We start from the raw sequence: 11,694 nt of genomic DNA on the forward strand, positions 1-11,694 counted from the left end.
ACGGTGACATCCCAGCTCTTCCCGTCCGACGTGCAGCAGTCGCTGGACCTCGTCGGCATCTTCGTCTTCGCCCTCTCCGGGGGCCTGCTCGCCGTCCGCAAGAACATGGACATCTTCGGGATCTGTGTCCTCGCCGAGGTCACCGCCCTGGGCGGCGGGGTGATGCGCGACCTCGTGATCGGCGCGACCCCGGTCGCCGCGTTCACCAACCTCGGCTACTTCGTGACCCCGCTCGGCGCCGCCCTGGTGGTGTTCTTCCTGCACCCGGAGGTCGAGCGGATCAACCGGGCGGTGCAGACCCTGGACGCCCTCGGGCTCGGGCTGTTCTGCGTGACCGGCACCGCCAAGGCGCACGACTTCGGACTCGGCGCCGTCGCCGCGATCGCGCTCGGCATGGTGACCGCGGCCGGCGGCGGGGTGATCCGCGACGTGCTGGCCGGGGAGATCCCCTCGCTGCTGCGCTGGGACCGCGAGATCTACGCCGTCCCCGCCCTGGTCGGCGCCACCGTGGTCGCGCTGCTGATCGCCGCCGACCGCCTCACCGGTGTGACCGGCACCGCCGCCGCGCTCACCGCCTTCGGGCTGCGGATGCTCGCCCTGAAGTACGGCTGGCGGGCCCCGCGTGCCTGGCACCGCAACGGGTCTCGCACCAGCGAGGAGTAGGCGAGCCGCCGTACGCGAGCGAGATCGCCTCGGCGGTGCAGAGCAGTTCCGGCACCATCCGGGCCAGTTCGGCCGGCGGCACCTCGCTCGCCGGGGCGCTCAGCGCGCAGGCCGCCACCGTCCGTCCGCCGCTGCCCGCCACCGGCGCGGCCACGCAGGTCACCGGCTCCCGGTGCTCGCGGGACTCGGCGGCCCAGCCGCGGCGGCGCACCGCCGCCAGCTCGGGCTCCCCGGGGGCGTCGTCCGCGGACAGCCCGGCGAGCAGCACCCGGCCGACCGCCGTCCCGTCGACCGGCGCGCGGCGCCCGATCCTGGACGGCTCGGAGCCCGGCTGCCCGGCCACCTCGTCCAGGTAGAGCACCTCGCCCTCGTGCAGGACGGCGAGCCGGACGGTGAAGCCGCAGCGGGCGTTGAGCGCGGCCAGGTACGGCGCGGCGACCTGCCGGACGTCGAAGTCCTCCAGCGCGCGGTGGGCCAGCGAGAGCACCCGGCCGCCGATCCGGTAGCGCAGATCCGGCTGGCGGCGGGCGAATCCGTGCTCCTCCAGGGTGCGCAGCAGCCGCAGGGCGGTGGACTTGTGCACCCCGAGGCTGCTGGCGGCCTGCTCCAGCGAGAGCGGCGCGTCGCCGAGTGCGTCGAGCAGGGTCAGCGCGCGGTCGACCGACTGCGACATGGCGTTTCCCGTGGATCCGGCTGACTGGTGGCGTCAGGCTAACCGCTGGGTGGCTCAGTGGTACAAACCAGTGCCGGACGCGGGCGTCCGGCGGCGGTGCGCGGGGCTTGGTCACGGCGGTGCGCGGGGCGGTGCGCCCGCGGTGCGGCGGCGGTGCAGCGGCGGCGGTGCGGCGGCGGTGTGCGGCGCGGGTGGCCGGATCAGTGCGTAGCCCTGGAAGGGCGTACGGTGCCGCGCTCTACAATCGGATGGTTATGCCATACCTGGACCATGCGGCGACCACGCCGATGCTGCCCGAGGCGATCGCCGCGATGTCGGCGCACCTGGGGGTGGTCGGCAACGCCTCGGCCCTGCACGCGGCCGGCCGCCGGGCCCGCCGGGTGGTCGAGGAGTCCCGGGAGTCGCTGGCCGAGTCGCTGGGCGCCCGCCCCAGCGAGATCGTGCTCACCGGCGGCGGTACCGAATCCGACAACCTGGCCGTCAAGGGCCTGTACTGGGCCCGCCGGGACGCCGACCCGGCCCGCACCCGGGTGCTGTGCAGCCCGGTCGAGCACCACGCGGTGCTGGACGCGGTGCACTGGCTCTCCGAGCACGAGGGCGCCGACGTCGAGTACCTGCCGGTGGACGGCCACGGCCGGGTGCACCCGGAGGCGCTGCGCGAGGCGGTCGAACGCGATCCGGCCTCGGTGGCGCTGGTCACCGTGATGTGGGCCAACAACGAGGTCGGCACCGTCCAGCCGGTGCGCGAACTGACCGCTGTGGCGGCCGAGTACGGCATCCCGGTGCACGCCGACGCGGTGCAGGCGCTCGGTCAGGTCCCGGTCTCCTTCGCCGAATCCGGGCTCACCGCGCTCACCGTCACCGGGCACAAGATCGGCGGCCCGTTCGGCATCGGCGCGCTGCTGCTCTCCCGGGGCGCCACGCCCGTACCGCTGCTGCACGGCGGCGGGCAGGAGCGCGACGTGCGCTCCGGCACCCTGGACGCCCCCGGCGCGGCCGGCTTCGCGGCCGCCGCGGCCTGGGCCGTGGCGCACCGGGCCGAGCACGCCGTCACCCTGGGCGCGCTGCGGGACGACCTGGTGGCCTCCGTGCTGGACGCCGTCCCGGACGCGATCCTCAACGGCGACCCGTCCGCCGAGGGCCGGCTGCCCGCCAACGCCCACTTCTCCTTCCCCGGTTGCGAGGGCGACGCCCTGCTGATGCTGCTGGACGCCCAGGGCATCGAGTGCTCCACCGGCTCGGCCTGCTCCGCGGGGGTTCCGCAGCCCAGCCACGTGCTGCTCGCCATGGGCGTCGACCCGCTGCTGGCGCGTGCCTCGCTGCGGTTCTCGCTCGGGCACACCTCGGTGCGGGAGGACGTGACGGCGCTGGCGGAGGCCATCGGGCCGGCGGTGCAGCGGGCGCGCAACGCCGGGCTGGCCTCGGTACGGCGGTAGCCACCGCGCCGGGCCGGCTTTCGGTGCGGCGGTGATTCCCGCGCGGGGGTGGGCATGTCCGGCGGCCCCGTAGGCTTGTACTCACCATGACTGACTTCCCGGGTGCCCCGACCACACCGTCCACCGGCCGCCTGCGCGTGCTCGCGGCGATGTCCGGCGGAGTCGACTCCGCCGTCGCCGCCGCGCGCGCCGTCGAAGCCGGGCACGAGGTGACCGGCGTCCACCTGGCGCTGTCCAGCAACCCGCAGTCCTTCCGGACCGGCGCGCGCGGCTGCTGCACGATCGAGGACTCCCGGGACGCCTGGCGCGCGGCCGACGTGATCGGCATCCCCTTCTACGTGTGGGACCTCGCCGAGCGCTTCCGCGAGGACGTGATCGACGACTTCGTCGCCGAGTACGCCGCCGGGCGCACCCCCAACCCCTGCCTGCGCTGCAACGAGAAGATCAAGTTCGCGGCGCTGCTGGACAAGGCCGTCGCGCTGGGCTTCGACGCCGTCTGCACCGGCCACTACGCCCGGATCGTCGACCTGCCGGACGGCTCCCGCGAGCTGCACCGTGCCGTGGACGGCGCCAAGGACCAGTCGTACGTGCTCGGCGTGCTCGACGCCGACCAGCTCGCCCACTCGCTCTTCCCGCTCGGCGACACCACCAAGGACGCCATCCGCGAGGAGGCCGAGCGCCGGGGCCTGGCCGTGGCGAAGAAGCCCGACAGCCACGACATCTGCTTCATCGCGGACGGCGACACCCAGGGCTTCCTGGCCAAGCACCTCGGCACCGCGACGGGCGACATCCTCGACGTCGACGGCACCAAGCTGGGCGAGCACGACGGGGCGTACGGCTTCACCATCGGCCAGCGCAAGGGCCTGCGGATCGGCCGCCCGGCCGCCGACGGCAAGCCGCGGTACGTGCTGGACATCTCCCCGGTGAACAACACCGTCACCGTCGGCCCGGTGGAGGGCCTCGACGTCACCGGGCTGACGGCCATCCGCCCCCGCTGGTGCGGCACCGAGCCCCTGGCCGACGGCCGCTACACCGCCCAGCTGCGGGCCCACGGCGAGGAGGTGCCGGTGAGCGCCTCGGTCGTGGACGGCGAGCTGCGGGTGCGGCTGGACGCCCCGGTGCGGGGCATCGCCCCCGGCCAGGCCGTGGTCCTCTACGACGGCACCCGCGTCGTCGGCTCGGCCACCATCGCCTCCACCGAGCGCCCGGCCGTCACCGCCTGAGCGGGAGCACGTCCGCGGGGGAGTCCAGCCAGGCCCACTGGGCCTGCTCGGTGACCGTGAGGCCGAACCGCTCGGAGCCGGGGCAGCCGTGCTCCTCCCACCAGCGGTGGGCGTCCTCGATGCGGTCTCCGACCGGATGGCCGAGGTCTACGCCGTACGCGTCCTGGACGCACTCCGCGACGACACCGCACCGACCATCCGCACCCATGACGGCCGACACCTGCTCTGACCCGTCGGCCTGCTCGCGGAGCAGGCCGCCGGGCATCGGGATCTTCACGGTCCGGCACCTCGTTCGGGTGAAATGATGGCGGGCCCGCCGACCGTACGGGACCATGAACTACGGTCGGTTCCAGGCCCGTACACGGAGTGGAGGTGCCGCAGTGTCCTACGAGCCGAGGCTGGCAGCGGCGCTGTCCGGCGCCACCCTGCGCCAGCTCTCGCACTGGCGGAAGGCCACAGCCTCACAGGGTGCCGTCCTGGTGCCCGAGCTCTCCGCGGCGCGGCCGATCCTCTACTCGTTCCGGGACGTCGTCGCCCTCCGCATCTGCGTCCGGCTGCGCCAGGAGGCGTCGCTCCAGAAGATCCGTCGCGCGCTGGACACCCTGCGTGACGGTCTCGACGAGCAGAAGCACCTGTCCAGCTACCGGCTGGTGGCCGGGGACGGCACGATCTACCTCGCGGCGCCCGATCACGCGGTCGATCTGGTCCGCAGGCGCGGCAACGTGGTCATCCACGACCTGGTCGACGTGCTGCAGCCGTTCTACCGGAACGGCCGCCAGATCCCGGCCCTGCTGCGCCCCCGGAACCACCTGACCGTCGACCCGCTGGTGCGTGGCGGTGAGCCGGTGATCGAGGGAACGCGGATTCCCGCCTCCGAGGTCGCCTCGCTCCTGAAGGACGGCATCCCACCGGAGTCGGTGAAGGACTTCTACCCCGGTGTCGCCCCGGAGGCGGCGCGAGACGCGGCAGACTTCACGGCCTACGTGGACAGCTACGCGGACGAGGGGCCCCGGCAGGCCGCGTCTTGAGGATCCTGCTCGACGAGAACGTCCCGCTCCCCTTGGTCCACATGGCACGGCTGCTCGTGAAGCGGCACGAACTCCGGCACGTGGCCGAGACCGACGGCTGGGCGGGTACCAAGGACGTCGAGCTCTACGCGAGGGCCGCCTCGGCGGGCTTCCACGCCGTGATCACCAACGACACCAAGCAGATGGCCCGGCCACTGGAGGTGGCCGCGATCGCCGCGTCCGGGCTGCACCGGATCGAGTACCGTCACAACCACAAGCACGGCGGTCTGGTGGGGCTCGGGGTCGCCGTCGCGACGGTGTGCGCGGGACTGCCGCACGCGCTGGGCGAGTTGGAGAGGGCCTCCGGTCAGCTGCTGATATCGCTCACCTCGATCGACCCCTCGCACCAGAACCGCCTACGAGTCGTGGACCCGTCCGCGAGCCCGCCGAAGCACTGGCCGGCCCCCGACCGTCCGCTCCCGGGGCCACGTGCGGGTAATAGCGGTGAGCGGTGTGCCGGGGGCGTGATAGACCAGACGACACTATGAACATCTCTGTCTTCTGCTCCGCGTACTCGCTCGACGACCGCTACTCCGCCCCCGCCGCGGAGTTCGCCCGGCTGCTGGGGGAGGGCGGCCACACCCTGGTCTGGGGCGGCTCGAACGCCGGGCTGATGGGGCTGCTGGCCGACGAGGTGAAGGCCTCCGGCGGCCGGCTGGTCGGCGTGATGGTCGAGATGCTGCGGCACAAGGCGTACGTCGGCGCCGACGAGCTGGTGTGGACGGCCGACCTCCCCGAGCGCAAGCGGGAGCTCGCCTCGCGGGCGGACGCGATCGTCGTGCTGGTTGGCGGGCTGGGCACCCTGGACGAGGTGACCGAGGTGCTGGAGCTCAAGAAGCACGGGATGTTCGACAAGCCGGTCGTCGTCCTGGACACCGAGGGCTTCTACTCGGGCCTGCGCACCCAGATGGAGCGGATGGACACCGAGGGCTTCCTGCCGCGCCCGCTGGCCGAGCTGATCACCTTCGCGGACACGCCCGCCGAGGTCTTCGCCCAGCTCAAGGCCTGAGAGGATCGGGACCATGGCTGCACATCTGATCACCGGCGCCGGCTCCGGCATCGGCGCCGTCCTGGCCGGGAAACTCGCCGAGCGCGGGGACGAGCTCTGGCTGCTGGCCCGCGACGCCCGTCGGGCCGCCGAACTGCGCGAGCGCTTCCCCGGGGCGAAGACCCTGGCCGGCGACCTCGGGGACCCGGGCAAGCTGTCCTGGGCCTTCGGGCACCAGCAGCTGCCCGTCCGGCTGGACTCGCTGCTGCACGTCGCGGGCACGGTCGAGCTCGGCCCGGTCGGCGACCTGACCCCCAAGGCCTGGCAGGAGACGCTCAACGTCAACCTCGTCGCCCCCGCCGAGCTGACCCGCCTCCTGCTGCCGTCCCTGCGGCTCGCCAAGGGCCACGTGCTGTTCGTGAACTCCGGCGCCGGCCTCAACGCCCACGCCGAGTGGTCCGCGTACGCGGCCAGCAAGCACGGCCTCAAGGCGCTCGCGGACTCGCTGCGCCAGGAGGAGCACGCCAACGGGGTCCGGGTCACCTCGGTCTACCCCGGCCGCACCGCCACCGCGATGCAGGTCAAGGTGCACCAGCAGGAGGGCAAGGAGTACGCCGCGGACCGCTGGATCGAGCCCGAGTCCGTCGCCAGGGCGATCCTCGCGGCCCTCGACGCCTCCCGGGACGCGGAGATCACCGACATCACCGTCCGCCCGGGCCGGTAGCGGCCGGCACGGGAAGTCGGCCCGGCCGACTTCCCGTGCGCGCAGCGGAGTTCGACCTCGCACCCGGGCACCCGACGGCCCCGGCACCGAGCCCAGCGCTCGGTGCCGGGGCCGTTCCGCGTGCGGTGGGCGGCCCGCGGAATTGTCGTTGGCGCGGCCCCTCCGGGTGTGGAATGATCCGCTCCGCCTCAAGTTGATCAAGGACTGGCCAACAGGGGGCAAAGGCGTCATTCCGCGCTTCAAGTCGCCCAGGAGGGCTCCCATTTCCAGATTCCGTACGGCTCTCGCCGTCGGCGTGACGCTGCTCGGGGCGGTCGGCCTGCCGGCCGTCTCCGCGGGCACCGCGGCCGCGGCGGGCGGCACGCTCCACGTCGACAACGCCGCGGGTGCGCACTGCACCGACAGCGGCACCGGCGCCCAGTCGGCGCCCTACTGCACCATCGCGGCGGCCGCCGCCGCCGCGCAGCCGGGGCAGACGGTGGACATCGCCGACGGCACGTACCCCGAGGACCTGACCATCACCCGGTCGGGCACGGTGGAGGCGCCGATCACCTTCCGGGCGAGGAAGAACGAGAACAGCCCGGGCGGCGGTGCCCGCATCGGTGGGTGGAACCGGCAGACCAACGGCTTCTTCGTCACGGGTGCCCAGCACGTCCGCTTCGAGAACCTGACGTTCGACGTGGGCTACCAGCGGCCGTCGATCGTGGTGAGCGGCGCCCGGGACGTGGTGTTCGACAACACCGCCGTCTTCGGGGGCACCGGCGTCCGGATCACCGGTGCGTCCGACAAGGTGGTGTTCGGGCGGGGCAGCGTCGGCTCGACGGGCCCGGCGATCACCGTCGACGGCGGTTCCACCGGAACCGTTCTGACCACCAACATGGTGCAGCCCAACGCCACCGGCATCGTGGTGCAGGACTCGCCGAACACCGTCGTGGTGAGCAACTCGCTGAACACGAACTGCTCCGGCGGGATCGTGCTGGACGGCGCCTCGACCGGTGCGGTCGTCGAGAACAACGTGGTGAACACGGCGGCCATCCTGGAGAACTCCTGCGGGGCCAAGGCCACCGGCGCCACCGGGATCACCGTCGCGGTGAACTCCTTCCCGGGCCTCAAGGCCGACTACAACGTGGTCGACTCGCGCAGCGATGCCGCGGCCTACCACTGGGGCGGCACCCCGTACGCCACCCAGCAGGCGTTCACCGCCGCCACCGGCCAGGGCGCGCACGACTTCGTCGCCCCGTCGTGGGTCCACAAGGGCCCGGACGCGCCGCTGGACGTCACCGTCGACTCGGCGGACGAGAACGCCCCCGGCATGCTGCCCTCCGACCGTGGGGCCTGGGCGCCGGTGGACGACGTGACGGTGCCCAACACCGGTACCGGCCGCGGATTCCGCGACCGCGGAGCCTACGAGATGCAGGACGTGGGCAGCGCGTTCACCCCGGCCGGCCCGACCCGGCTGCTGGACACCCGTCAGCCGATCGGCGTCCCGGCGGCCCAGGCGGTCCCGGCCTGGGGCACCGTCGACCTCCCGGTGACCGGCGTCGCGGGCGTTCCGGCGGAGGGCGTGACCGCCGTGACCCTGAACGTGACGGTGACCGAGCCGGGCGCCGACGGCCACTTGACCGTCTACCCACACGGGGACGCGGCGCCGAACTCGTCGAACCTGAACTGGGTCGCCGGCCGGACGATCCCGAACCTGGTGACCGTTCCGGTGACGGACGGCAAGGTGTCGTTCTACAACGCCTCCGGTGGCACGGTGCACCTGATCGCGGACCTCGCCGGCTACTACAGCACCAAGGGTTCGCTGTTCCACGCCCAGGGGCCGACGCGGCTGCTGGACACCCGGGCGCCGATCGGTGTCCCGGCGGCGCAGGCCGTCCCGGCCTGGGGCACCGTCGACCTGCCGGTCACCGCCGTCGCGGGCGTCCCGGCGGCCGGTGTCACCGCCGTGACGATGAACGTGACGGTCACCGACCCGGAGCAGGACGGGCACCTCACGGTGTACCCGCACGGCGGCAAGGCACCGGACGCGTCCAACCTGAACTGGGTCGCGGGGCGGACGATCCCGAACCTGGTGACGGTGCCGGTGACGGACGGGAAGGTGTCGTTCTACAACGCCTCCGGTGGCACGGTGCACCTCATCGCGGACCTCGCCGGCTACTACAGCGCCGAGGGCAAGGTCAGCTACCGCCCGGCCGGGCCGTACCGCCTCCTGGACACCCGCCAGGACGCCAACTGGGACGCGGAGGCCCGCCCCGCGGGCACCGTCCCGGCCTGGGGCACGGTGGAGATCCCGGTCGGCGAGATCCCGAACGTCGCCGCGCTGACCCTGAACGTGACGGTCACCGAGCCGGGCGCCGAGGGCCACCTCACCGTGTACCCGCACGGTGACGCGGCGCCGAACGCCTCGAACCTGAACTTCCTGCCGGGGGAGACCATCCCCAACCAGGTGGTCGTCCCGGTCAAGGACGGCAAGGTCTCGTTCTACAACGCGAGCGGTGCTCCGCTGCACCTGATCGTCGACCTGTTCGGCTACCAGGCGTACTGATCCCGCCCGCTCCCGACGGCCCCGGCACCGAGCCCCGCGCTCGGTGCCGGGGCCGTTCGCGTACAGCCCGGCGGCCTGCGGACTTGCCGTTGGCGAGGCCTCTCCGGCTGTGCGATGATCCGCTCCGCCCTCCAGTCGATCAATTCAGGACACGGGGGGTCGGAACGCGCCGCAGGCGCTTCAAGTTCGCCCAGGGGGACTCCCATTTCCAGATTCCGTACGGCTCTCGCCGTCGGCGTGACGCTGCTCGGGGCGGTCGGCCTGCCGGCCGTCGGTGCGGGTGGCGCGGCCGCGGCGGGCAGCACGCTCCACGTCAACAACGCCGCGGGTGCGCACTGCACCGACAGCGGCACCGGTACCCAGGCCGCGCCGTTCTGCCACGTCGCGGCCGCCGCGGCGGCCGTCCAGCCGGGGCAGACCGTCGAGATCGGGGCCGGGTCCTACAGCGACACCGCGGTGACGGTGACCCGCTCCGGTACCGCCGACGCTCCGATCACCTTCCGCAGCCAGGCCCAGGAGCACACGGCGGGCGGCGTCGCCTCACTCACCGGCGGGGCGCCGAACTACCCGGACAGCGCCATCGTGGTCAAGGGCGCCGACCACCTGCGCTTCGAGAACCTGGTGGTGCACAGCTACCAGCGGCCGTCCGTCGTGGTCGACGGCGGACACGACGTCTCCTTCACGAACATCGCGGCCTCGGGCGGCGGAGTCCGCATCACCGGCGCCTCCGACAAGGTCACCTGGGCCCGCGGCGACTTCAGCTACGCGCCGGGCCCGCTCCTCCAGGTCGACGGCGGCTCCACCGGGACGGTCCTGACCACCAACGTGGTCCAGCCCAACAGCGTCACCGACTCGACCGGCATCCTGGTCAAGGACGCGCCGAACACCGTCGTGGTGGCCAACACCGTCAACGCGCCCTGTTCCGCCGGGATCGTCCTGGACGGCACCTCGACCGGTGCGGTGGTCGAGAACAACGTGGTGAACACCGCGCAGAACCAGAACTCGGCCTGCACCACCCCGGCCGGTGCCACCGGGATCACGGTCGCGGCGAACTCCACCACGGGCACCAAGGTCGACTACAACCTGATCGACCCGCGCAGCGGCGGCGCGGCCTACAGCTGGGCCGGCACCGCCCTCACCACCCCGGACCAGCTCGCCGCGAACACCGGGCAGGGCACGCACGACTTCGTCGCCCCGACCTACGTACCGAAGGGGCCGGACGCCCCGGCCGACCACCGGATCGACTCGGCGGACGAGAACGCCCCGGGCATGCTGCCGACCGACCGCGGGGGCTGGGCCCCGGTGGACGACCCGACGGTGACCAACACCGGTACGGGCAGCGGCATCCGGGACCGCGGCGCCTACGAGATGCAGGACGTGGGCAGTGTGTTCACCCCGGCCGGTCCGACGCGGCTGCTGGACACCCGGGCGCCGATCGGTGTCCCGGCGGCGCAGGCCGTGCCCGCCTGGGGCACCGTCGACCTGCCCGTCACCGGTGTGGCGGGGGTTCCGGCGTCGGGTGTGACGGCGGTGACGATGAACGTGACGGTGACGGAGCCGCAGGCCGACGGGCACCTCACGGTGTACCCGCACGGTGACGAGGCGCCGAACGCCTCCAACCTCAACTGGCCTGCCGGGCGGACGATTCCGAACCTGGTGACGGTGCCGGTGAAGGACGGCAAGGTGTCGTTCCACAACGCCTCCGGTGGCACGGTGCACCTGATCGCCGACCTCGCCGGCTACTACAGCCCGAAGGGTTCGCTGTTCCACGCGCAGGGGCCGACGCGGCTGCTGGACACCCGGGCGCCGATCGGTGTCCCGGCGGCGCAGGCCGTGCCCGCCTGGGGCACCGTCGACCTGTCGGTGGCCGGTGTGGCGGGGGTTCCGGCGTCGGGTGTGACGGCGGTGACGATGAACGTGACGGTGACGGAGCCGCAGGCCGACGGGCACCTCACGGTGTACCCGCACGGTGACGAGGCGCCGAACGCCTCCAACCTCAACTGGCCTGCCGGGCGGACGACCCCGAACCTGGTGACGGTGCCGGTGAAGGACGGCAAGGTGTCGTTCCACAACGCCTCCGGCGGCACCGTCCACCTGATCGCCGACCTCGCCGGCTACTACAGCGCCGAGGGCAAGGTGACCTACCGCCCGACCGGGCCGATCCGGATCCTCGACACCCGTACCGACACCTGGTCGGAGTCCGGCGTCCGCCCCGCGGGCACCGTCCCGGCCTGGGGCACGGTGGACATCCCGGCCGGCGACTACCCGAACATCGCGGCGCTGACCCTGAACGTGACGGTCACCGAGCCGGGCGCCGAGGGCCACCTCACCGTGTACCCGCACGGTGACGCGGCGCCGAACGCCTCGAACCT

At 73.1% G+C, this 11,694-nt stretch carries 10 protein-coding genes and 1 pseudogene; 10 read left to right on the forward strand and 1 reads right to left on the reverse strand.

Going from position 1 to position 11,694, the window contains the following annotated elements; genetic code table 11:
- Window positions 1–3 precede the first annotated feature (3 nt).
- Complete coding sequence (locus tag ACWD4P_RS05030) at window positions 4–663, forward strand: trimeric intracellular cation channel family protein (RefSeq protein ID WP_359821511.1); 660 nt, start codon at window positions 4–6, stop codon at window positions 661–663.
- Here ACWD4P_RS05030 and ACWD4P_RS05035 read toward each other — a convergent pair.
- Window positions 569–1,336, reverse strand: coding sequence for an IclR family transcriptional regulator (locus ACWD4P_RS05035; RefSeq protein ID WP_449778585.1), 768 nt, complete (start codon window positions 1,334–1,336; stop codon window positions 569–571). The genes ACWD4P_RS05030 and ACWD4P_RS05035 overlap by 95 nt on opposite strands.
- Before the next feature lie 254 nt (window positions 1,337–1,590).
- On the opposite strand from ACWD4P_RS05035, the gene ACWD4P_RS05040 reads away from it, so the two are divergent.
- The 9 genes and pseudogenes from ACWD4P_RS05040 to ACWD4P_RS05080 all read left to right on the forward strand — a co-directional run.
- Window positions 1,591–2,772, forward strand: coding sequence for a cysteine desulfurase family protein (locus ACWD4P_RS05040; RefSeq protein WP_359821516.1), 1,182 nt, complete (start codon window positions 1,591–1,593; stop codon window positions 2,770–2,772).
- A gap of 86 nt (window positions 2,773–2,858) precedes the next feature.
- Window positions 2,859–3,995 (forward strand): tRNA 2-thiouridine(34) synthase MnmA, encoded by a 1,137-nt coding sequence (gene mnmA, locus ACWD4P_RS05045; RefSeq protein ID WP_449778586.1) that lies wholly within the window; start codon window positions 2,859–2,861, stop codon window positions 3,993–3,995.
- Between the two features lie 118 nt (window positions 3,996–4,113).
- Window positions 4,114–4,224 (forward strand): annotated as a pseudogene (locus ACWD4P_RS05050) (NUDIX hydrolase); the annotation flags it as partial.
- Between the two features lie 151 nt (window positions 4,225–4,375).
- Window positions 4,376–5,023: a DUF433 domain-containing protein gene (locus ACWD4P_RS05055; RefSeq protein WP_359821521.1), complete on the forward strand. Its 648-nt coding sequence runs from the start codon at window positions 4,376–4,378 to the stop codon at window positions 5,021–5,023.
- On the forward strand, window positions 5,020–5,550 hold the full coding sequence (locus tag ACWD4P_RS05060; RefSeq protein WP_449778587.1) for a PIN-like domain-containing protein: 531 nt from the start codon (window positions 5,020–5,022) through the stop codon (window positions 5,548–5,550). Before ACWD4P_RS05055 ends, ACWD4P_RS05060 begins: the two co-directional genes overlap by 4 nt.
- A complete protein-coding gene (locus tag ACWD4P_RS05065; RefSeq protein ID WP_359821527.1) occupies window positions 5,547–6,071 on the forward strand; it encodes an LOG family protein in 525 nt (174 codons plus the stop codon). The genes ACWD4P_RS05060 and ACWD4P_RS05065 overlap by 4 nt, the downstream gene beginning before the upstream one ends.
- A gap of 13 nt (window positions 6,072–6,084) precedes the next feature.
- Window positions 6,085–6,774: an SDR family oxidoreductase gene (locus ACWD4P_RS05070; RefSeq protein WP_359821530.1), complete on the forward strand. Its 690-nt coding sequence runs from the start codon at window positions 6,085–6,087 to the stop codon at window positions 6,772–6,774.
- A gap of 295 nt (window positions 6,775–7,069) precedes the next feature.
- Window positions 7,070–9,322: a right-handed parallel beta-helix repeat-containing protein gene (locus ACWD4P_RS05075; protein WP_449778588.1), complete on the forward strand. Its 2,253-nt coding sequence runs from the start codon at window positions 7,070–7,072 to the stop codon at window positions 9,320–9,322.
- A gap of 237 nt (window positions 9,323–9,559) precedes the next feature.
- Window positions 9,560–11,694: right-handed parallel beta-helix repeat-containing protein (locus ACWD4P_RS05080; RefSeq protein WP_449778589.1), on the forward strand; the 2,135-nt coding region annotated here is incomplete at its 3' end.

Source organism: Kitasatospora sp. NPDC002543 (assembly GCF_053594915.1).